The sequence below is a fragment of the Algoriphagus sp. SE2 genome (assembly GCF_039563885.1).
Taxonomy (GTDB): Bacteria; Bacteroidota; Bacteroidia; order Cytophagales; family Cyclobacteriaceae; genus Algoriphagus.
This window is the reverse complement of the sequence record NZ_JBCLWJ010000011.1, coordinates 99,641-120,256: the sequence shown is the minus strand read 5'-3', so window position 1 is coordinate 120,256 and position 20,616 is coordinate 99,641. Positions and strand designations below refer to the sequence as shown.

19 protein-coding genes are annotated in these 20,616 nt (G+C 39.8%); 9 read left to right on the top strand and 10 right to left on the bottom strand.

The genetic code is table 11. The annotated features are described in order from the left end of the window. Window positions 1-51: 51 nt before the first annotated feature. From AAGF08_RS13860 to dinB, 7 genes are all read right to left on the bottom strand, one after another. Complete coding sequence (locus AAGF08_RS13860) at window positions 52-3,009, bottom strand: DNA polymerase III subunit alpha (RefSeq protein WP_343511831.1); 2,958 nt, start codon at window positions 3,007-3,009, stop codon at window positions 52-54. Window positions 3,010-3,265: 256 nt separating this feature from the next. Beyond that, window positions 3,266-3,826 (bottom strand): pentapeptide repeat-containing protein, encoded by a 561-nt coding sequence (locus AAGF08_RS13855; RefSeq protein WP_343511830.1) that lies wholly within the window; start codon window positions 3,824-3,826, stop codon window positions 3,266-3,268. A 56-nt stretch (window positions 3,827-3,882) separates the two neighbouring features. Continuing rightward, window positions 3,883-4,692, bottom strand: a complete 810-nt coding sequence (locus AAGF08_RS13850; RefSeq protein ID WP_343511829.1) for a creatininase family protein — start codon at window positions 4,690-4,692, stop codon at window positions 3,883-3,885. 42 nt (window positions 4,693-4,734) lie between these two features. Further along, window positions 4,735-6,606, bottom strand: a complete 1,872-nt coding sequence (locus AAGF08_RS13845) for an ATP-binding protein (protein WP_343511828.1) — start codon at window positions 6,604-6,606, stop codon at window positions 4,735-4,737. A gap of 210 nt (window positions 6,607-6,816) precedes the next feature. After that, on the bottom strand, window positions 6,817-7,425 hold the full coding sequence (locus AAGF08_RS13840) for a hypothetical protein (RefSeq protein WP_343511827.1): 609 nt from the start codon (window positions 7,423-7,425) through the stop codon (window positions 6,817-6,819). A gap of 419 nt (window positions 7,426-7,844) precedes the next feature. Then, window positions 7,845-8,381: a GNAT family N-acetyltransferase gene (locus AAGF08_RS13835; protein ID WP_343511826.1), complete on the bottom strand. Its 537-nt coding sequence runs from the start codon at window positions 8,379-8,381 to the stop codon at window positions 7,845-7,847. 58 nt (window positions 8,382-8,439) lie between these two features. Continuing rightward, window positions 8,440-9,630, bottom strand: coding sequence for a DNA polymerase IV (gene dinB / locus AAGF08_RS13830; RefSeq protein ID WP_343511825.1), 1,191 nt, complete (start codon window positions 9,628-9,630; stop codon window positions 8,440-8,442). Between the two features lie 368 nt (window positions 9,631-9,998). Here dinB and AAGF08_RS13825 point away from each other — a divergent pair, with 368 nt between their 5' ends. The 3 genes from AAGF08_RS13825 to AAGF08_RS13815 all read left to right on the top strand — a co-directional run bounded on the left by AAGF08_RS13825 (window position 9,999) and on the right by AAGF08_RS13815 (window position 11,935). After that, window positions 9,999-10,388 carry a four helix bundle protein gene (locus tag AAGF08_RS13825; protein WP_343511824.1) on the top strand — a complete coding sequence of 130 codons (390 nt, stop codon included), beginning with the start codon at window positions 9,999-10,001 and terminating at the stop codon, window positions 10,386-10,388. A 293-nt stretch (window positions 10,389-10,681) separates the two neighbouring features. Beyond that, window positions 10,682-11,377: a LexA family transcriptional regulator gene (locus tag AAGF08_RS13820; protein WP_343511823.1), complete on the top strand. Its 696-nt coding sequence runs from the start codon at window positions 10,682-10,684 to the stop codon at window positions 11,375-11,377. Between the two features lie 93 nt (window positions 11,378-11,470). Next, on the top strand, window positions 11,471-11,935 hold the full coding sequence (locus tag AAGF08_RS13815) for a methylated-DNA--[protein]-cysteine S-methyltransferase (RefSeq protein ID WP_343511822.1): 465 nt from the start codon (window positions 11,471-11,473) through the stop codon (window positions 11,933-11,935). A gap of 2 nt (window positions 11,936-11,937) precedes the next feature. Here AAGF08_RS13815 and AAGF08_RS13810 read toward each other — a convergent pair whose 3' ends face one another. After that, window positions 11,938-12,450 carry a RidA family protein gene (locus AAGF08_RS13810; protein ID WP_343511821.1) on the bottom strand — a complete coding sequence of 171 codons (513 nt, stop codon included), beginning with the start codon at window positions 12,448-12,450 and terminating at the stop codon, window positions 11,938-11,940. Between the two features lie 79 nt (window positions 12,451-12,529). On the opposite strand from AAGF08_RS13810, the gene AAGF08_RS13805 reads away from it, so the two are divergent. Continuing rightward, a complete protein-coding gene (locus AAGF08_RS13805) occupies window positions 12,530-12,991 on the top strand; it encodes a GNAT family N-acetyltransferase (protein WP_343511819.1) in 462 nt (153 codons plus the stop codon). 114 nt (window positions 12,992-13,105) lie between these two features. After that, on the top strand, window positions 13,106-13,930 hold the full coding sequence (locus AAGF08_RS13800; RefSeq protein ID WP_343511818.1) for a universal stress protein: 825 nt from the start codon (window positions 13,106-13,108) through the stop codon (window positions 13,928-13,930). A 1-nt stretch (window position 13,931) separates the two neighbouring features. Here the strand turns inward: AAGF08_RS13800 and AAGF08_RS13795 are convergent, their stop codons facing one another. After that, the gene (locus AAGF08_RS13795) at window positions 13,932-14,861 is read right to left on the bottom strand and encodes a DUF6089 family protein (protein ID WP_343511817.1); all 930 of its coding nucleotides are present in this window, start codon (window positions 14,859-14,861) and stop codon (window positions 13,932-13,934) included. A gap of 45 nt (window positions 14,862-14,906) precedes the next feature. Then, window positions 14,907-15,809: a mechanosensitive ion channel domain-containing protein gene (locus AAGF08_RS13790; RefSeq protein ID WP_343511816.1), complete on the bottom strand. Its 903-nt coding sequence runs from the start codon at window positions 15,807-15,809 to the stop codon at window positions 14,907-14,909. Window positions 15,810-15,976: 167 nt separating this feature from the next. Here AAGF08_RS13790 and AAGF08_RS13785 point away from each other — a divergent pair, with 167 nt between their 5' ends. From AAGF08_RS13785 to AAGF08_RS13770, 4 genes are read left to right on the top strand one after another with little or no spacing between them, the layout of a single operon-like run. Continuing rightward, window positions 15,977-17,518, top strand: a complete 1,542-nt coding sequence (locus AAGF08_RS13785; protein ID WP_343511815.1) for a bifunctional GNAT family N-acetyltransferase/carbon-nitrogen hydrolase family protein — start codon at window positions 15,977-15,979, stop codon at window positions 17,516-17,518. Further along, window positions 17,500-18,075 carry an HAD hydrolase family protein gene (locus tag AAGF08_RS13780; protein ID WP_343511814.1) on the top strand — a complete coding sequence of 192 codons (576 nt, stop codon included), beginning with the start codon at window positions 17,500-17,502 and terminating at the stop codon, window positions 18,073-18,075. Before AAGF08_RS13785 ends, AAGF08_RS13780 begins: the two co-directional genes overlap by 19 nt. After that, window positions 18,072-18,923 carry a 3-deoxy-8-phosphooctulonate synthase gene (gene kdsA / locus AAGF08_RS13775; RefSeq protein ID WP_343511813.1) on the top strand — a complete coding sequence of 284 codons (852 nt, stop codon included), beginning with the start codon at window positions 18,072-18,074 and terminating at the stop codon, window positions 18,921-18,923. The genes AAGF08_RS13780 and kdsA overlap by 4 nt, the downstream gene beginning before the upstream one ends. An 18-nt stretch (window positions 18,924-18,941) precedes the next feature. Continuing rightward, window positions 18,942-20,582: a L,D-transpeptidase family protein gene (locus AAGF08_RS13770; protein WP_343511812.1), complete on the top strand. Its 1,641-nt coding sequence runs from the start codon at window positions 18,942-18,944 to the stop codon at window positions 20,580-20,582. The last annotated feature ends 34 nt before the right edge of the window (window positions 20,583-20,616 follow it).

Here is a 20,616-nt window from a genome sequence, read left to right as displayed (position 1 = left end):
TTATATAGTCCAAGTCCGAAGACTTGAACTAGTGCAGCCTAAAGACATGAACTATTCCCCCGCATTCCAATACTCCAGTCGTTCACATTTCGTCGCTTCGATGCTGTAGAAGTCAAATTCGGCAGTGACTTTGCCTTCGATCAGGTAGATTGCCCTACCTTTGAAAGGATACTTTTTGACCACGGGAGGGAAGTGAACCGTATCGATCCACTGACCTTCCCGATCGATGAAGGTGCCGAAATTCATCACATCTCCTTTGACGGTTCGGGTGTATTTGACGGTCACCAAATAGCCGACAATCTGCACTGTCTTGCCCAGATAGCTCTTGAGTTCGGCAGCTTTGATCCCCCGGATGCTTTGATTTTTGATCAGGTGAAAAGGGGAGTCCAGCGGAAATTCCAGAATATCAATCTGATCCACAATTTCCTGACGGATATCTATTTCTTCCAGTTGAGGTACAGCAGGCTGACGAAAGTTGAATCCGGCATTTTGCTTGAAAAGATCTGTGGGGCCGGGAATCGCCTTGCGCTTGTTTAAGATGAAATGTGCTTCCCAAAGCAATTCCTGCTTGGTTTTTCCGGTAAACCGGAAGCAGTTGATGCGAATAAGGATGAGTAGCTGTTCCAGGCTGATTTCTACCCGTCCACAGAAATCAGCTAGTCCGATAAAGTGACCGTTTTTTCTGCGCTCCGAGAGGATCTTTTCTACTGAAGCTTTCTCCAAATATTTAAGATGTATAAATCCGAGGTACACTGTTATTCCGGTGATTCGGGTCAGATACTCACTTTCATTGATATGGGGAGCTTGGATGTCGGCACCGTTCATTCGGAGTTCGTGGATATAAAACTCGGTATGATAAAATCCTCCGAAGTTGTTGATCACTCCCACCATAAACTCCAGTGGGAAATAGGCTTTGAGATAGAGACTTTGATAGCTTTCCACGGCAAAAGAAGCAGAATGTCCCTTCGCAAAGGAATATCCGGCAAAGCTTTCGATCTGATGCCAGACTTCCCCGGCGATTTTATCTTCATGCCCCTTCTCCCGACAGTTGCTGAAGAAGCGGTCTTTCACCCGTTGGAATTCGTCTTTGGAGCGGGATTTTCCACTCATGCCTCTTCTCAGCACATCGGCTTCCCCCAGACTCAAACCGGCGAAGTAATGCGCCACTTTGATCACATCTTCCTGATAGACCATGATCCCATAGGTCTCGGGCATGATATCGGCGAGAACAGGATGGGCGATTTTGCGACGCTCTTCATCTACATGGCGCAAAATATACTCGCGCATCATTCCTGATCTCGCCACTCCCGGACGGATGATGGAGCTGGCAGCGACGAGTTCCAGGTATTCGTTGGCTTTCATCTTTGCCAGCAGCATGCGCATGGCAGGAGATTCCACATAGAAGGCACCGATGGTGTGCCCATCCCGGAGATGTTCTCTGATTTTTTGGTCTTTTTTGAATTGCTCCACTTTGCGGATGTCCACTTTTACCCCTTGGTTTTGGTAGATGATTTCAATCGCACTTTTGATATGTCCCAGACCACGCTGACTGAGGATGTCAAACTTGTGAAGCCCAATGTCCTCGGCCACATGCATGTCGATGTGTGAAAGAGGGAAGCCTTTGGGAGGCATTTCCGTCGCGGTATAGTAATGAATCGGCTTGTGTGAAATCAGGATTCCGCAGGCATGAACCGTCAAATGGGAGGGCATGTCATGCAATACTTGGCTGTATTTGATGATGAGCTTGCCAAACTGATCCGGTTCGAAATTAGGCTTGTCTGCAAAGTGAATGAGGGATTCTATATCGCTCTTGGGAAGCCCGAAGACTTTCCCGAGTTCCCGGAAGACGGAATTGTACTGGAAGGTGCTATAAGCAGCCAAAAGCGAGACATGTTCCTGTTTCCCCTGATTGTATTTTCGGAAAATATAATCGGTCACTTCATCCCGGTCTTTCCAGGAAAAGTCAATGTCAAAATCGGGTGGGTTTTCCCGATAGAGATTGATAAATCGCTCGAAATATAAGTCCAGTTCGATGGGGTCCACATCGGTGATGCCCAGGCAATAGGCGACGATACTATTGGCACCGGACCCCCGGCCCACATGGTAGAAGTTACGTTGCTGCGCAAAGGTCACGATGTCGTAATTGATCAGGAAGTAAGAGGTAAAGGCCTTTTGCTGGATGAGTTCGAGTTCCTTCTCGATACGCTGGGAAATGGTTGGAGTCAGGTCTGGATAGCGAGAAAGTGCTCCTTTGAAAGTTTCCTGGCGTAGGTAATCGTAATCTTCCCAGTCCGAGCCTAAGACATCACGCTTGTTTTTGACGGCTTGGAAGTAGAATGAAAACTGGCAATGTTCCAGTAATTTTTGAGCATTGGCGAGGAGGTAGCTGTGGTTTTCGCAACGTGCTACCGAATCAGCGTAGCTGTAGAATCGATCGCTGGGATCGCCTTGTTCTTCCATAGGAAGTTTGCTCAGGAGGGTATTGAGGTCTACGCTGCGTAACAGGCGATGGGCATTGAAATCAATTTTGGAAGTGAAAGTCACGGGTTGGAGCATGACCAAGCGGTCTTTCATACGAAACCAAGGCGAGGAAATCAGACGGTTGAGCTGGGTGGGATGGACACCGATGTATTCATTTTCCCGAAGGGTAAAAAGTTGGTCAGGAAGTGGATAGATAATAAAACTGTGATTAAAAGCCGGAGCCCGTTTCCCAAATGGCTTTTTATGAACCAAATGATCTGAAAGATGGCTGTTTAGCTCATAGAAACCTTCCTGATTTCTTGCCAGTCCGATGTATTGCTGCTGACTTCCATTTCTAAAATCGATGCCGATCACAGGGTGAATGCCTACTCTTTGGGCAGCTCGGATAAAGGGAAATACTCCTGCGGTACAATTGATATCTGTCAGGGCAAAGGCATCCAATCGCTTGCTCTTCGCCTCCTCGATGAGCGCATCAACGGATAAGGTGCCGTACTTAAAGCTGAAGTGAGAATGACAGTTGATAAACATAATTTTTAATAAGATATAGTCGCTTCGCTCCTGAGATAAGCCTTTCTACCTTCGGCAGGCAGGCGGCGAGATATTTACGTTTCGTCGTCCGAGGTGTTTAAAATGTCAATTATATTAACATTTTAATGTTTATAATTTAGTCAAAAAGTAAATTGGAAAGCAAGTGTATGGAGGAAATTGTCTGGACTTATTTTTAGAAATCTGAGGATTAGAAATAAAAAAACCGAAGCTTTAAACTTCGGTAGAAATGGTTTTATTATCCGATCCTGATCCCATACTTGCTAAGCAATCCGGGAAGTCCACCCAGATCAAACCGGGCCTCTTTGATCCGGTTTAGTTCGGGGTCGATGCGGTAGTTTTGAGCATCACGGAAATCAGCTTTTTCCAAAACCGTCTGATCGAAAACGGCTCCACTCAGTTCGGAACCGACAAAGCTGCTTCCAGTCAGATTGGCCATCGTAAAGTCAGCTTCCAGCAATCGACAGGAAGAAAAAACAGTCTTTTTTATCTGAAGGTTGTAAAAGCCACAATAGTCCAATTGACAGTTTTTGAAGGTGAACTCTATCAAAAATGGATTACAGCTTTGGAAGTGAATTCCAAGCATTTTACAGCTATCAAAAGTAACGCCTCGGAAAGAAACTCCAGGGACTTTTAGATTGCTAAGATCACAATTGCTAAACGAGCAGTTTTCAAAACTGAATCCTCTTAAGTCCAAGCCAGAAAAATTACATTGGATGAAAGAACAGCCTTCGTATTCTGCGGGTACAAAGCTGTTCGGGTTTATATTTTGATACTGTTGGTCTGAGAAATAGGACATCAAAGCAAAGTCTAAAAGCTAAAGGATGAAGTTTAAATTGATTAAGGAAGAGAGGCTTAAAGCCCTGCCATGTCCCATTTACGGATCGTTTCTTTGATCAAAGCAGCTACTTTTGCATTTACTTTCTCGAAGTATTCTTTGGCTTGGGCTTCATCAAAGTTGGGATATCCTTGACCTTCTTGGTATAAGCCGATGCTGGAAGGGAAAGGAACAGCTGCGTAAGTCCCTGTTTTCGGATAGGCTGTTGCCATGTCGGGATTGTATTTTTCCTTATGAACCAAAGCAGAGTCAATGGCCTGAATATAAGCTGTTTCATTAAGTCCGGCATGCCCTCCATCTTCTTTGAAAACTTCAAGGGTCACGTCTGAGGCATAAGACCACCAGTTGATAACTAAAGTTCGCACACCTAGTTCGTTGGCAATTTGCCCAGCTACTCTTTGCAAAACTGCAGTTTGTCCGCCACCATGTCCATTGAGGATGATGATGTTTTTGAAGCCGTTTTTGGCAAGGCCTTTAAGAATGTCACGGATAAAAGGTGCATAAGCTTCTTCAGTGATCTGAAAAGCTCCCGGGTAAGCAGCCATACTACCGGTGATGCCATAGTTGAGGGTGGGTGCGATCATAGCATTTAATTCATCAGCAATGTCTTTTGCCATGGCAAAAGGAGCAGTATTATCGGCACCGTTATTGACAACGCCATGAGGTTCCAAGGTGCCTGTTGGAAGTAAGACAGTATTGATTTTTTCAGGAACAAAATCAGCAAATTCCATCCAATTGATCCGATCCATTTCGCGAGTGGATATTTGCTGTGAAAAAAGAGGAGCAATGGTAAATGAAATAAGAAAGAGCAGAAAAAGTTTTTTCATGATATTAAAGATGAATGAGATAAAATGAGAATTTTCTTTGATTTAAGAATCAATTTTCTCAAAGCTAAGAATGATTTCTGAACCTTCGTTGGGTTTGCTTTTGATAATAAAACGTCCATTATTTTTTTCCATAAACTGTCTTACCAACTTTAGCCCCAAACCGGTACCTTTTTCTTTTTGGGTTCCTTCGGTAGATTTGACCCGGACGGCCTGTGAGTAGATCTCTTCAATTTTTTCCTCAGAGATCCCGATGCCTTCATCTTTTATGTGAAGATTTATAAAACCTTCCTGTTCATTTTCAGAACTCCACAGGGTAATCTTGCTGTTCGGATTTGAAAATTTGATGGCATTTTGAAGGCAATTTTGTAAAATAATCCGCACTTGCTGTGGGTCCACATTCAAAAGTGTAAGATCACTTATCGATGATGAATCAATAGTAATGTTTTTGGTAGCTGTCTGATAGTCAAATTGGCCAATTTGCTCTTTTATAATTTCAGAAAGGTTCGTTGGCGTTCTTTTGGTAATAATCCCCTCGAGCTGGGCATGGGACCATCGAAGAAGCTTTCGCAGCATTTCATCTGTTTCAGATACTTGCTTAATAAGAAGTTTCCTGGCAGCTTTTTGCTCTTCTTCGTCAAGAAGCCCCTTTTCTTCTAATTCCAAAAGTTCCTTCACAGAACTAATTGGAGTTTTCAGATCATGAGATAGAATGGAGAATAGCTTGTTTTTTTCTTCATTTATGACCTCTAATTTTTTGTTTTGAATCTGGATCTCATTTTGTTTCTCGAGAAGGACCCGATTTATTTTTTCTTTCTGTTTGATGACTCTGCCATACAGGATAAAGCCAATAATCAGGACGATCAGTGTGATGATCAAAATAATTGTGAATCGTTTATTGAAATTGGCACTGCTCTCAGCGAGTTCTTTTTTTTGAAGTAAATCCTGATTTTCGGCATTTGCTAAAAGCAGTTGCAAATAACTGATTTCAGCATTTTTATTTTCATTGTACAAGCTATCCGAGTAGGATTTATAAAGTTTGGATTGCTCAAAAGCCTGATTATACTGCCCAAGTTCCGAATAAGTCGTCATCAATGCTTTGGATAATCTTGCTTTATCCCAATACCCCCTTGTTTTGGAAACGTAATCTTTGGCAATTTCTCCCAACTCCCGTGCTTTTCTTGGATTTCCTTTGGCTATTTGTATTTCTGACAATCCAGTGTAAGCAAATGCATTTGCCCAATTGCTGAGCTCGCCTGGGTAGTTCAATACCTGATTGTAATACTCCTCTGACTCCTCCATTTTTCCCTCGTCAAAGTATATTTTACCGGCTCTGTTTAAGGTCATGGTATAGATTACCTTGTCCTGATGGTCTTTCAGGTATTTCAATGCCAAATCTATAGACTCGTGAGCTTTGTCAAATTGCCCTAGGTCTGACTCTCCTATACTTCTGTTAAAATAATTCTTTCCAATGCCATAGGTATCACCTAGGGTTTTATTGATTTCAATGCATCGGTTAAAAATATCAATTGCTTTTTCTAGTTCATTTTGGCTGAGATAAATTAATCCATTTCCATTGAGGGCGTAGCTCAGTCCTAATTTGTCTTGGGTTTTGTTAAAAATTTCGTTTGCATCGGAAAAGTATTTCATGGACTCCACATAGTCCCCTTCGACATAATAAAGTGTCCCAAATAAATTGGCGATTTTCCCAGTTTTGTTTTCGTCTTCTAATAAGCGTGCAAGAGAATCAGCTTTAGTCAGGTAGGAGTAAGCACTATCCCATTCTAAATAAAGATATTGCTCACTTTTACGAATCAGAGAATCTAAAATCACCTCAGGTTCTATTTTACTAGAATTTTCCTGTTGCAAAGGGATGAAGGCCCAAAACAGGGAAATCAATAAAATAAAATTGGGCATTGAATATTGGTGATTGTTGAAACTAAACAGTTTTAAAACGCCAAGATAATTTACTTGGTGCAAATTAAAAAAATCCATTGCTTAAAAATATTTCTTCTCCGATGGGTTAATTTATTGAATAATAGGATTGTATAGTTTTTTGGCGGGTAAAAAATATCGATGAGAAAGAAGTTGTAAAAAGAAAAGGCTCCCGATTGGGAGCCTTTTCTTTTAAAGACAATTGACATTGGGATTAAACATGGTAAACATACCATTCGGATTATGCTTCCATACCCAGACATGTAGCTGGTAATTGTCAAATGGAAGTGGTTCAGGTTCAAATGCTGTGTCAAATTCCTGCATTCCAAAATAAGGAATCATTGCATTTTCCGCACCCCAGGCATCTTTAACAATGATAAATTCCACACCGACTAACTTCATTTGCCCATTTTTAGACATTTCATAAAGCAATGCTTCTGGCATGGTAGGATCATACTCCCCGTCCACGGCGGCGAAATTGACGTAATGATATCCCATGCCTCCTGCAGGGCTAGATACACATTCAGAACCCTGCGCGTACCCATCTTCCATTGCTGCTTCGATGCGATGATATTTTGCGGTGGCAGCTCTTAAATTAGCAAGCATTTTAAGTGTCCCGGGATCCATCCTTAGGTTCTCTAATGAAAAAGTATCAGGGTAATCCATGACTTTTTCAAGATTATTATTTTGGTAAATTGGTTGATCCAAGTTGCTTTCATCAGAGATACAGCTTGACATGAAAACGGTTAGTGTGAGCAGTGTTAAAAGCCCACAAAGCGAACTTTGAAAATAATTTTTCATTGTTTTTTTGATTTTGTAATTGAAAAATTTGAATTATAAAAAATCGTTAACCCTAGATGGGTGCTGAAAATCAACTAACTGTTTTTCAGTTAGATATATTTTTAAGTTAAGAATAAATTTGTATTATTTCAAAGTATTTTTGGTATTTTATTCAGAAATACCAGTTGAGTCTCGGCTGAAAAATCAATTTTTTATTTCTAGCCAATCCAGTTAGCACCTGCACTTCGTAATTCCTTTCAAATCATCCGACCGAAGGGAGGTTTATTTCAATTGTATTTCCAAGTATTTCAATAACACTTTCTGCCTTTAGGCTACCTTCATTATATCTGCTCGAAGAGCTATCTTTTTATTTTATGGAGGTTTATTTCTATGGTATTTCCAAGTATTTCAGTAACACTATCTGTTCTCAGCGCTATCTCTTAAAAAGATATTCTATATAAACTACATGGGTTTAAGTACTTTGATTTTTTCAGCTCAGGATGATCAAAGTCTAGCCAATATTCCATTCCAATTTTCTCCATGACCCGCGTAGAGGCTTTATTGGCAGAGGAAGCGAAGGACATAACTTCTGCTAGGCTAAGCTGTTTTGCAAACTTTAGACATCTTTTGGCTCCTTCAGTAGTAAAACCTTGATTCCAGAATGTTCTTCTAATTCTCCATCCAATGTCCACGCAGGGTGTAAACTCTGCTTCGAAAGTTTTCCATCCCATTCCAATCATTCCCAAGAGTTCACCAGTTTCCAGAAGGTCGACCGCGAAGTAACAATAGCCTTTGTCTTCGTATTGTTTATTCATCCGCTCCATCATGGCTTTGGATTCCTCTTTGCTCAGAGGTTTTTCGAAGTATTTCATGGTTTCCGGGTCGGAGTTCATTTCGCTGAAAACGTCTAGGTCAGAATCTTTCCAGGTTCGAAAGCCTAGGCGAGGGGAGGTAAAGAGGTGCTGAGTTGTTTTCAAACTATATGATTTTGGAGCAATATCGGATATGAAAAATAGAATTTCAAATGCGCTTTTACTAAATAGCCATCCCATTAAAAGGATTAAACCTCCTTCTTCCCACTGACATCCCTACGGCCCTGCAGACGGTTTTTTCTCCAAACTTTCCGTTGATCTTGTCCATGGCTTGGTACAGATTGATCTGCTCTTGGGTGTCTTCAAAGAGCTTGATCTGGTAGTTGCCATAGACCAGTGAACTGAATCGTACGCCGATCAGCCGGATGAGGACTCGCCGATTGTAAAGCTTGCGGAAGAGTTCTTTCACTAATGGGATCAGTGTATGATCTGCCGAAGTGTATGGGATACGCTGCTGCATGGTGTGGGTGTCAAAATCTGAATAGCGAATCTTTACACTCACGCAAGCGGTCAGTTGTAGATTTTGGCGGAGTTTGCCTGTGAGCTGCTCGCACATCGCGACCAGTGTCGCCTCCAGCATTTTCACATCGATGGTGTCCTGCTCAAAGGTATTTTCAGTAGAGATGGATTTAGCCTCGGAATAGGGAGTGACCGGAGATTTATCGATGCCGTTGGCCTTTTCCCAGATCATATTTCCATTTTTTCCAAAAGTAGCCTGAAGGAGTTCGGTAGGCATTTGCTGTAGTGTCTGCACTTTTTTGACGCCCATATTGTAAAGCGTCTGAGATGTTTTCTCCCCAATCATGGGGATCTTCCGTACGGAAAGAGGTGCTAGAAAAGGTTTCTCTTCTCCGAATTGGATTTGCTTTTCATTGTTGGGTTTGGCCTCTCCGGTAGCGACTTTGGAGACGGTTTTATTTTCAGAAAGTCCCAGAGAAATGGGTAGTCCAGTTTCTTTGATGATACGTTGCCGAATTTGCTGCGAGAGCTTAAAGCAACCAAAAAAACGATCCATTCCTGTCAGGTCGATGTAGAATTCGTCGATGGAGGATTTTTCAAATAAGGGGACTTCCTCCCGGATGATCTCGGTGACCTCATGGGATTTTTGGCTATACTTTTCAAAATCTCCCCGGATAATCAACGCCTCGGGGCAAAGTTGTCTGGCTGTCCGCATGGGCATTGCTGAGTGCACTCCAAACTTCCTCGCCTCATAGCTGCAGGAAGCCACTACGCCACGATCTCCCGAACCTCCGATTAGGATAGGTTTTCCGTTGAGTCGGCTGTCAAAAAGCCGCTCCACTGACACGAAATAGGAATCCAGGTCCATGTGTACAATGCTTCTCCTCGCTTCCATCTTTTTTGTTAATTATATTGACATTTTAATGTTTATAATTTAAACAAAAGTTTTATATTTGGGTATAGGAAATAAAAGATTGAAGGAGGTTGACATAATGAAAAAAGATAGGCTTTGCTAGATATCACTTCGCGAAGATAGATCGCTTCGCTCCTGGATAGGTTTCATGAGATATCTGCCTTTAGGCTATCTTATCTATATCTGCTCGAAGAGCTATCTTTTGAAATAAGATACAGCTGCGCTGAGATAGCTGCTTAGCCGTTCAAGATATGATTTCTGTCCCAGTTAGGCAGGTGCTGAGATAGGTCGCTTCGCTCGTAAGATAAGCTTTCGGCGAGATAAGTGGGATTTTCTTAATAGCTATTACTATGGAATCAAAGTCAAATTTTATTCCTCTAAAGGAACTCGAGATATATCAATTGTCGAGAAGATTGTCATCTAAAGGATGGTTAATTTATCAGCGTTTAGATTATCACCTTCGTAAAAATTGGGGAGACCAAATGATAAGTTCTATGGACTCTGTAGGAGCAAATATAGCTGAAGGGTATGCTCGATTTCATTTTCTTGACCGAGTAAAGTTTTACTATATAGCTAGAGCATCCCTTTCTGAAAGCGTTGAGCATTGGATTGATTTGGGGTTTGACCGCAAGATAGTTTTTGAAGAAGAATGTATTGAAATCCATTCTATCGCGAAAAGCTTACAGATTAAACTAAATAGGCAAATCAAAATAAGTTATGATGCGAAAAAGAAAGTCTAATTAAAAGGGGGTCTCCTTCAGCTATCTTAACCTATCTGCCCACCGGGCTATCTTTAATTGATAAGATAGGCTTTGCAAGATAAGGTCGCGTTGCTCCCGAGATAAGCTTCGCAATATATTATCTGCCCGCAGGGCTATCTTGTTTATGAAAGATACGCTTCGTAAGATAAAGTCGCGTTGCTCCTGAGATAGATCCTTTGGATAAGAGATAATATCTGCCTTTAGGCTATCTTATCTATATCTGCTCGAGGAGCTTATTTCCATAGTATTTCTACTGTATTTCAGATATTATTATGACTCTAAACACCAACATTAAATTCCTCCGAAAACAAAAAAATCTCACCCAAGATGTTTTGGCTTCGACGATCGGGATTTCCAGATCTAAACTGGCGGGATATGAATCCAGTGTTAATCCACCTTTGGATACATTAGTGAAGATATCCGATACCTTAGGGGTATCAGTGGATATTTTGCTTCGGGAGGATTTGACTTCCTACTCGGAATACAAGCTCCGAGAACTCCTGGAAACAGATCAGTTCCTTAGAGGTAGAAAGCTCCGGATTCTGGCGACCACAGTGGATGAACAGGGTAGGGAACTGATTGAAGTAGTTTCGCAACGTGCCAAGGCAAGTTATCTGGCAGGATTTGCTGATCCGGAATATATTTCTGAGTTGCCGAGATTTGCATTGCCATTCTTGCCAACCGATAAAAAACACCGGGTATTTCAGGTGGATGGAGACTCCATGTTGCCGATTCAGGATGGATCCTGGATTGTCTGTGAATATGTGGATGATTGGCTGGCAGTGAAGGATGGCGAGCGATACGTGATCGTCACCGAGCAGGATGGAGTGACTTTTAAACTAGCATACAACCGTATTCAAAATGAACAAAAATTATTGCTTTGCTCTGCCAATCCTATTTATCCACCATTTGAAGTGGAAATTGAGCAAGTACGGGAAATCTGGAAGTATCGATTGTCGATGAGTTGATATACATAAAAAACACCATAGAAATAGGTCTCGCTTCGCGAGACGAAATAGAATGAAATACCTTAATCATCCTTTTGGAAAAATATTTAATCCATGCCAATTATATCTACAAGCCTAGGGAATGTGCTCATCGAAACGGAAGGTGAACAACTTTTCCGACTTCAATTTACCGAAACAGTTGCCAGTGATGAGCCCGCAGAAGGAATTACCAAAGAGGTCAAAAAACAATTGGATGAATATTTTTCGGAATCTAGAGTTTCCTTTGATCTACCTCTTGAGCTAAAGGGTACAGATTTTCAGAAAAGTGTTTGGGAGGCTGTGAATGAGATTCCTTTTGGTCAAACTACTACCTATATGAAATTGTCCCAAAGATTGGGAAATCCAGCAGCCATTCGTGCAGTTGGTGCTGCTATTGGGGCGAATCCGATTTTGATAATCGTTCCTTGTCATCGAATTATCGGAACGAATGGGCAGTTAACTGGCTATGCCGGAGGCTTGGAAAAGAAACAAGCTTTGCTGGAGTTGGAAGGTTTTCCTATTCAGAAAAGCTTGTTTTGAGCTCAGTCTTTTAGTTCAACTATTACCTCGATCTCAACGGCAATATCGTTTGGTAAAGCTGCCACACCTACTGCAGATCGGGCATGTTTCCCTGCTTCTCCAAATACTTCTACCATTAAGTCAGAAAAGCCGTTGATAACGGCTGGATGCTTAGTGAAATCCGGAGCGGAATTCACCATTCCCAAGACTTTGACAAATTGTTTGATACGGCTTAAATCACCACCGGTAGCAGCTTTGAGTACTGCCAGGATTTCGATTCCGGTTTCTCTAGCAGCTTGGTAACCTTCTTCGACAGTGAGGTCGGCTCCCACCTTACCAAAAACATCTGGCCCATTTCCAGCCAGATAAATAACATTTCCAACTTGTCTCCATTTGACGTAAGTTCCCATGGGTTGGCCAACTTCCGGTAAAGTAATACCTAGGTCTTTGATTTTTTCTTCGGGACTTTGTGCTTGTACCATCAAAGGAAGACAAAATGCAATAGCTAGAGCGAAAAGTATTTGTTTCAAATTCATCTGAATATTAGTTGATGTTTATTTTTCCTAAGCTAAGCGATTCTGATTACTTTTACTGCCTATTTAATCCTAAATTTCTATGAGTGAGTTAGCTGTTATTCCTTTTTCGTCGGATTTAAAATCCGAGTTTGAGATGATTAATAAAACTTGGGTAGAAGAATATTTTACCCTTGAACCATTTGATATTGAGCAACTGGAAAATCCTGAGAAAACAATTATCGAAACAGGTGGTGATATCATTTTTGCAAAGCTTGGGGATGAAATTGTTGGAACAGTAGGATTGGCAAAAGTGGAGGAAGGTGTATATGAAATGGTGAAAATGGGCGTGAAGAAAAGTGCCCAAGGCAAAGGTGTTGGAATGTTTTTAGGAAAGGTTATCATCGATAAAGCCAGTGAAATGGGGGCTAAGAAATTAGTACTTTATAGCAGTACCAAGCTTCAGCCTGCTCTTCATATTTATAAAAAACTGGGTTTTACAGAGGCTGTTCCTGAAATAGGAAAATATTGTAGATGTGACGTTAAGATGGAATTGGAATTATGAATAAACTGAAAAAAAGATTTTTATCATGTTTATGACTGATTCTCATTAGTTTAATTTTTCTGGGGTTTTTCGATTTTTGGTTAAAGTAAAATTCAAAGTAAATCCCAACTAACTATGAAAACTCTTTTAGTACCTTTTGATTTTTCTCCATATGCTGTTGCTGCTTTTCGTACTGCTTTAAAAATCAGTCATAAATCGGGAGCACAAATTTTATGCGTTACAGTTATCCCTACCGAATTGGATTGGGATTTTATTTCAGATGATGTAAAAGCTAAAAACCCTCAGATACAGGAAGAGTTTGATGAGGCTGAGGAAGTATTGCCGTCGTATCTTAAAACGCTCGCACCTGCAAAAGCTCCTATTACCCCTATTATCAAAATCGGAGTGCCACATAGTTTGATTCTTCAAGTAGCCAAAGAATATTCAGCCGATCTAATTGTTCTTGGCGCATATGGAAAGGGTAAAGGAGCTCAGGAGTTTATTGGAAGCAATCTGCAAAAGGTTTTACGGAATGCGGAATGCCCGGTATTGGCAGTTAAAGACTTATTGGATGGAAATGGATTTCGTAAACTTGCCTTTGCTTCAAATTTTGAGGATTCTGCTAAAAAAGCATTTGAATCCATTAAACCCTTAGTAAAACTTTTTAGAGCAAGTGTCCATTTGATTTTTGTTAATACCCCAAAGAATTTTACTAATTCCACTGATATTGAAAATAGGATGAATGACTTTATGAAAGGGCATGAAGAAATAACCTTCCATAAGCACACATTTAATTATGATGAGGTAGAAATAGGATTGGCTAAATTCGGTGAAATTAGCAGGATTCATTTAGTGGCTGTGGTCTCTGGGCATCATGAAAAGAACCCTGGTTATCAGGTCGGTACTACTGAAACACTTATTTTCCAGAGTGATTTAGCGGTTCTAAGCATCAAAACCTGATCTACCAGAACCTAAACCGTTTTTCGTAAATTCTGTCTCTGAAAATCCAGTTGTCAAAGATATCTTCTGATAGATGGATTTCCAGTCCTATATTGATGGTCATATATCCATCAAAACGATGTCTGAGACCAGAGCCTCTACGAATTCTGCCACCGTTTCGAAGGATTTTATCCACGTCTGGCATCCCATTATCATCTAGATATTTTGGATTTCGGATTGCCAATCGTAATCGATCAGGATTTGATCCATCAACATAGTCTTCAACAAGATCCAAGTAAAATTCACTCACATTGAATGCAGAGATGTCATCCATATAATCTGTGAGTGTAAATCGATAATTAGCTTCGAAAGTTAAATCCATGTAGACATTCAACTTGTATTTAAGTCCTAAGCCCATGGGAAAAGCGAGGATATAACGCTCGTAAGGATTGTTTTCAAGTTGCAAGGGGCGAAGATCTACCCATTCTCCGTCGAGTTGTGTTTCGGGATTGTTCGTGGAAAGAGCTAGTCCGGCAAAAATGTAAGGATTCCACAAGGGTCTGTGAATGTTTGGTACTTTTACTGGATGCCAATGGTATTCGAAAATGCTTGATATTTCCCAGTTTCTAGCTCTAAACGTTAGGTTTCTTGGGAATCTGAAAGCCCTTGGATCTGAAGGTTCATCAGACCCGGACATTTTATAATAGCTTCCCTCCAGCCTGGTCCTTAGATGAGTTCCTATCGTTCTTCTGATTGCAAAGTTGGCATTCCAATCTGGTTGTACTCCCTCGTTATATTTCCAAAATGAGTAAAGCTCTCCGAAATATTGAGTAGGTCCAATACTGGCTGAAATTGACCAAGGTTCCTCAAATCTATAGCGATAAAAGCTTTGAGAATGGGCAGCCCAAGCACAGAAAAACACACAAATGAATAAAAGTATTTTTAATTTCATCACCTACTTTTCTCTTTAGCAAAGAGTTACTTCTCGAAAATTAGACTATTTACTCATATTTTCAAATCCAGACTTCAAATGAAGATCTCTTTGTGGAAATGGAATTTCTATTCCTTCTTCTCCAAACCTTCTAAAGATTTCGTAATATAATTGGCTTTTTAAGATTTTAGGCCTGTTGATATATTCAGAGGTCCAAACTCTTAAATTAAAATTGATACTACTATCACCATAATCTTCAAAAAGTACGTCTGGTGCCGGTGTGTCTAGGACACCCTTGTTTATCTTTGCAACTTCCATTAGTAAAGCTTTGACTTTTTGTGGGTCTTCTTTGTAAGAAACCCCAACAGGAAAATTGAATCGGATTTTGCGTTCGTTATGAGACCAGTTGATGACCTGACTATCTATAAATTGACTGTTAGGGACTATAATGGAGATATTATCATTCGTAACTATCATCGTTGATCTGGCGGAAATTTTTATTACATCTCCAGATACATCACCTACTTCAATTCTATCTCCAACTTTTATTGGCTGTTCAAAAAGAATGATAAGTCCACTAATGAAGTTATTTGTAATGTTTTGTAAACCGAAACCAATACCTACACCTAGTGCACCTGCTAAAATTCCGAAAGCACTTAAGTCAATACCATTAGTTTGTAGAATAGAAAAAATACCTGCTAGAATAAGAAAGTATTTAATCATCGTACCAATGGACTGTTTAGTTCCGGTATCAATTTGATATCGCTTTAAAACCTTGTGTACCGTAAATCGCCTAATCCATTCTGTAATTACAAATAGAGCGATAAAAGAAATAGAAAGGGTAATTATCAGGCCTAATGTAATATTTGATTCGCCCAGGTTAAACAGACTATAATTCATAAGCTCTTTGAACCACTCTAATAATGATTGAGCTTGGTTTTTTGCCATTTGATTTAAATTTTCTTGCATAGAATTCCGGAGACTTTTATCGAAATTTCAAGTTTAAAAATATTGAGAATCCAGCCTCTAATCTATATATATTTACACCTCTTTTAAAGATCAATAGAATATTTTGTTTAAAAGCTTAATTAACTCAGTTTTTAAAACGATTGATGGGATTTTGTTAATTTTGAACCATGAGTAAGAATAGAGAAGAACTTGAACATAGACTACGGCTCCGGAATATTAAGCTTTCGGATTATGATGATATCCACGCGATCATGACCTCAATCTATAGGAATGCTGGGGGATCATGGACGAAAGAGGAGCTCAAAAACCAGTTGAAAGCTTTTCCTGAGGGACAAATCTGCATTGAAGATAATGGAAAAGTTGTCGCAGGTGCATTAAGTATTATTGTAGATTACAATCAATTTGGTGATAACCATACGTATGATGAAATCACAGGGTACGGAAAATTTGATACTCATAATGATGACGGAGATACCCTATATGGTACAGATGTATTTGTAGATAAAGAATACCGTGGGATGCGAATTGGTCGAAGGCTTTACGATGCTCGTAAGGAGCTTTGTGAAAACTTAAATCTAAGATCAATCATCGCAGGTGGAAGAATTCCTGGTTATACCAAATATGCAGATGAAATGACACCCCGTAAATATATCGATTTGGTAAAAAACAAAGAGATATTTGATCCTGTGCTTTCTTTTCAGCTCGCAAATGAATTCCACGTTAGAAAAGTAATCACAAAATATCTTCCTGAAGACACGGATTCCAGGGCCTATGCCACCCTCCTGGAATGGATCAATATTTATTATGAAAAAGATGAGAAACTCATCGGTAATAAAAAATCGATAGTAAGGCTAGGTTTAGTGCAATGGAAGATGCGTCGTTTCTCAAATGTGGACGATTTGATGCAGCAAGTGGAATTTTTCGTTGATACTGTTTCCGGATATAAATCTGATTTCTGTCTACTTCCTGAATTCTTTAATGCACCCCTTCTAGCAGAATTTAACGATATGGATGCCTCAGAGGCCATTCGAAATCTAGCTGATTATACTGACGAAATTGTTTCGAGGATGAGCGATTTGGCAGTTTCATATAATGTGAATATCATTGGTGGTTCCATGCCCGAATACGATGGGAAGAAATTGAGAAATGTGAGTTATCTCTGCAGGAGAGATGGAACTCAAGCTAAACAATATAAACTTCATATCACTCCTGACGAAGCTTCATATTGGGGCCTTCAAGGAGGAAATGGGATCAATGTGTTTGATACCGATGCAGGAAGAATTGGGATCTTGATCTGCTATGATGTTGAATTTCCTGAACTTGGCAGGATCTTGGCAGAACAGGAAATGGATATTTTATTTGTTCCATTTTGGACAGATACCAAGAATGCTTTTCTTCGAGTAAATACCTGTGCCAGATCCCGAGCGATTGAGAATGAGTGCTATGTGGCAATAACGGGTTCAGTTGGAAACCTTCCCAAGGTTGAGAACATGGATATTCAATATTCTCAAGCAGCAATTTTTTCGCCCTCTGATTTTTCATTTCCTCATGATGCAGTTGTGGCACAAGCTTCTGAAAATGAAGAAACAATTATTGTGGCCGATGTTGATTTAGACTTATTGACTAAGCAGAGAAAAGCAGGAAGTGTAAGAAATTTAGAACAAAGAAGATTAGACTTATATTCAATTCAATGGAAGCAGAAAAAGTAATTGAAGCACTTTTCTCTTCTGTTTCAGAAGATGTCTGGGAGAGAGCAAAGAAAATCAAACTTCTTATTACCGATATAGATGGAGTCATGACTGATGGAGGGCTTATTTATGACGATAGAGGGTTGGAGTTTAAGAAGTTCAATGTTAAAGACGGACTGATTGTGAAACACTTGAGAAGATCAGGGGTGTTAATAGGAGCCATCACAGGAAGGGAGTCACAGGTAGTGATGAATCGATGTGAAGAGCTTCGGTTTGATTTCCATTATCACGGTGTCAAAGCCAAAGGAAAGAAGCTCAAAGATTTGATAGAAACGATGGAGATTGATCAGGATGCAATTGCCTATATCGGTGATGACCTTATTGATTTACCAATTTTTAGTCAAGTGGGATTGGCTATAGCTCCTTCAGATGCTGTTTCTTATGTAAAACCTTATGCCCATTGGATCACTTCAACAAAAGGGGGAGAAGGAGTTTTTAGAGAAGTAGGTGATTTGATTTTGCATTCCAAAGGATTATTGGTTCCTATTATTGAAAATTTATCAAAGAAAGAAACATGATTAAAAATATAAAACCGATGAAAATCACAGAAAATGTGATTTTAGGAGAGGAAAAGCCAGTTCTTTTTTCTGGGCCATGCGCTGTAGAGAGTTACGATATATGTCTTGAAATTGGAACAAAAGTAAAAGCTTGGGCTGAGCAACATGGCTTTTCATATGTTTTTAAAGCGTCTTTTGATAAAGCCAATAGAACGTCCTCAGGTTCTTTTAGAAGTATAGGAATGGATAAATCGTTGGAAGTTTTGCAACGGGTAGGCAAAGCTTTGGATGTGCCTTTGGTTACTGATATTCATGAAAGCTATCAAGCTAAAGAAGTGGCTGAGGTGGTAGACGTACTTCAAATCCCTGCATTTCTCTGTAGACAGACAGATCTTCTATTGGCCGCAGGAGAGACAGGAAAAGCTGTGAAAATAAAGCGAGGTCAGTTTATGGCACCTGAGGATATGCAATACGCTGTCACAAAAGTCCGTTCAACTGGCAATGAAAATGTTTGTTTGACAGAAAGAGGATTTTCACTTGGGTATCATAATCTGGTAGTAGATATGAGAGGACTGCCAATTATGCGACAGTTTGCTCCGGTAGTTTTTGATATTACTCATTCTGTGCAGCGACCAGGAGGTCAGGGAGGTAGCTCTGGTGGTCAACGTGAATTTGCACCAATTTTGGCAAGAGCGGCAGCTGCTACTGGAATAGATGGTTTTTTTATTGAAACCCATCCAGAACCAGCCAAAGCTTTAAGTGATGGTCCTAATTTAATTCCTCTGCATAAAATGGGAGATTTCTTGGAAATGTTAAAGGAAGCTTGGTCGCTTGGAAGAAAATATCAGGATTTTGAATTAAATCAATAATAGAAAGCTAGGTCAATTATGGCATTCAAATATATATTTATTATAGTTTTTATGATATCTGTTTCAGAGGTTTACAGTTCTGATACTAGCCAGACATCTGAAGTAATAAGATTTCGAATTGAAACAGATACTCCAGGGGAGAGAATCAAGATTAGAGAAACATCTTTGTTAACGACAGACGAAATCATCAACTTTTACAACGATAGGGATTTTTCTGAGGTTTGGTCTGAAGAGGGGAATTTGACCGAATTAGCCTACGAATTAAGGTTTGAAATCAAGCAATCCCAGTTTGATGGGCTTAATCCTGAGGATTATAATTTAGATGCGATTGAACCATTTTTCAATAAGCTTGAAGCCAATAAGAAAAATGGAATCCAAAATGACTCGGGAGATTTAGCTGACTTAGATTTGTTGTTGAGTGACGCGTTTTTCCAACTATCTAATCATCTTGAAATAGGCAAGGTTGATCCTAGTTTAATTAAGGAGGATTGGGAAATAGCACGAAAAGAACAATCCGTAAACTATACAAAACTTCTTAATAAGGCTCTAGAAGAAGGAAAAATCCGACCAAGTCTAGAATCCTTGTACCCTAATTTTTTGATTTATAAGAAAGGCAGAGAAGTACTCAGGGAGTTGGTGGAAGAAGAAAAAGCGGATACACTTGATTGGAAAAAAATAAAAATAGCGAAAGCTATAAAAGTTGGTGAGTCCAATAATGACATTCCTGTAATTAGAGAGAGACTACAATATTGGGGGCTTTTAGAACTTTATGATATCGAAGACCCAAAGCTGTATGACTCAGTTTTGATGGCTGGTGTCAAGGGTTTTCAGGGTAAAAATGGGATGCAAATGGATGGAGTGATAGGGAATAAAACTGTTGCTGCATTGAATGATTCTCCTAAAATGAAAGTTGAAAAAGCTAGAGTGAATTTAGAGCGGTTAAGGTGGTTACCAGATACCGTTCAGGATGCTGAATTTATCTTAGTAAATATTGCAAATTTCCAGCTTGACTATATAAAAAGTTTGGACACGCTTTTATCGGCTCAGGTAATTGTTGGGAAAAAATATCACGAGTCTCCCATATTTATAGCAGACATGAGTTATATAGTTTTTAGCCCTTATTGGAATATTCCTTATTCCATCACGAAATCTGAAATAATTCCTAGTGTGAGGAAAAACCCAAATTATATCACTGCTAAAAACATGGAGGTTGTGACTCAATCTGGAAAGATTGTTGACCCGGCATCAATAGATTGGAATTCAAAGTCTTTCCCCTACTTGGTGAGGCAAAAACCTGGGCCAGGTAATTCTCTAGGTATGGTAAAATTTATGTTTCCCAACAAGCACAATGTTTATATCCATGACACGAATGCCCGATCCCTTTTTGGAAATGATGATAGAGCTAGAAGTCACGGTTGTATAAGAATCCAAGATCCCCAACTTTTTGCAAAAGTATTATTAGAGGATGACCCTAATTGGACTATGGATAGTATTCAAACAGCTATGAACCAAACCCAAGAAAAAGTTGTGAAATTGAATCGATCAATTCCTGTGGTTTTGGTTTATCTAACTTTCTGGGCTGATTCTAAAGGGGAAGCTCAATTCAGAGAAGATATTTATGATAGAGATGCTAAAATTCTAGAGGCATTAAATAATTAGCCTTTTTTTTATACTAATAAAAAAACAGGCTGAT

Excerpts from the sequence above, each read along its gene's own strand:
- AAGF08_RS13860 (WP_343511831.1), bottom strand. The coding sequence starts at position 3,009 with ATGTTTATCAACTGTCATTCTCACTTCAGCTTTAAGTACGGCACCTTA.
- AAGF08_RS13855 (WP_343511830.1), bottom strand. The coding sequence starts at position 3,826 with ATGTCCTATTTCTCAGACCAACAGTATCAAAATATAAACCCGAACAGC.
- AAGF08_RS13850 (WP_343511829.1), bottom strand. The coding sequence starts at position 4,692 with ATGAAAAAACTTTTTCTGCTCTTTCTTATTTCATTTACCATTGCTCCT.
- AAGF08_RS13845 (WP_343511828.1), bottom strand. The coding sequence starts at position 6,606 with ATGCCCAATTTTATTTTATTGATTTCCCTGTTTTGGGCCTTCATCCCT.
- AAGF08_RS13840 (WP_343511827.1), bottom strand. The coding sequence starts at position 7,425 with ATGAAAAATTATTTTCAAAGTTCGCTTTGTGGGCTTTTAACACTGCTC.
- dinB (WP_343511825.1), bottom strand. The coding sequence starts at position 9,630 with ATGGAAGCGAGGAGAAGCATTGTACACATGGACCTGGATTCCTATTTC.
- AAGF08_RS13825 (WP_343511824.1), top strand. The coding sequence starts at position 9,999 with ATGGAATCAAAGTCAAATTTTATTCCTCTAAAGGAACTCGAGATATAT.
- AAGF08_RS13820 (WP_343511823.1), top strand. The coding sequence starts at position 10,682 with ATGACTCTAAACACCAACATTAAATTCCTCCGAAAACAAAAAAATCTC.
- AAGF08_RS13815 (WP_343511822.1), top strand. The coding sequence starts at position 11,471 with ATGCCAATTATATCTACAAGCCTAGGGAATGTGCTCATCGAAACGGAA.
- AAGF08_RS13810 (WP_343511821.1), bottom strand. The coding sequence starts at position 12,450 with ATGAATTTGAAACAAATACTTTTCGCTCTAGCTATTGCATTTTGTCTT.
- AAGF08_RS13805 (WP_343511819.1), top strand. The coding sequence starts at position 12,530 with ATGAGTGAGTTAGCTGTTATTCCTTTTTCGTCGGATTTAAAATCCGAG.
- AAGF08_RS13800 (WP_343511818.1), top strand. The coding sequence starts at position 13,106 with ATGAAAACTCTTTTAGTACCTTTTGATTTTTCTCCATATGCTGTTGCT.
- AAGF08_RS13795 (WP_343511817.1), bottom strand. The coding sequence starts at position 14,861 with ATGAAATTAAAAATACTTTTATTCATTTGTGTGTTTTTCTGTGCTTGG.
- AAGF08_RS13790 (WP_343511816.1), bottom strand. The coding sequence starts at position 15,809 with ATGCAAGAAAATTTAAATCAAATGGCAAAAAACCAAGCTCAATCATTA.
- AAGF08_RS13785 (WP_343511815.1), top strand. The coding sequence starts at position 15,977 with ATGAGTAAGAATAGAGAAGAACTTGAACATAGACTACGGCTCCGGAAT.
- AAGF08_RS13780 (WP_343511814.1), top strand. The coding sequence starts at position 17,500 with ATGGAAGCAGAAAAAGTAATTGAAGCACTTTTCTCTTCTGTTTCAGAA.
- kdsA (WP_343511813.1), top strand. The coding sequence starts at position 18,072 with ATGATTAAAAATATAAAACCGATGAAAATCACAGAAAATGTGATTTTA.
- AAGF08_RS13770 (WP_343511812.1), top strand. The coding sequence starts at position 18,942 with ATGGCATTCAAATATATATTTATTATAGTTTTTATGATATCTGTTTCA.